1 protein-coding gene is annotated in these 254 nt (G+C 74.4%); it reads right to left on the reverse strand.

Annotation, left to right across the window (positions count from 1 at the left end; all coding sequences use genetic code 11):
- Positions 1-254 (reverse strand): hypothetical protein (locus MFF64_RS37090; RefSeq protein WP_238194054.1); only part of this gene is annotated, 254 nt, incomplete at both ends.

Here is a 254-nt window from a genome sequence, read left to right on the forward strand (position 1 = left end):
GCGGGCGAGCTCGGCCACCACCTCGGGGGGCAGCGGCGGCGGCAGGCCCGACCAACCCTCCGGCAGGAGATCGACGAAGACGCGCTCGCCGGCCAGCTGGACGTTGGTTTGGTACGGCCGCTGCAAGGCGACCCGCAGGCCCGAGCCGTCGGGGTCGCGCCGGACCATGGACACGAAGGCCGGCATGTCTTCGGCGAGATGCTCGGGGCCGGGGGTTACCCGCTCGCCGTAGCCGAGCAGCAGGATCCCGCCGG

The sequence above is a fragment of the Methylobacterium frigidaeris genome, from assembly GCF_022179185.1.
Lineage (GTDB): Bacteria > Pseudomonadota > Alphaproteobacteria > Rhizobiales > Beijerinckiaceae > Methylobacterium > Methylobacterium frigidaeris.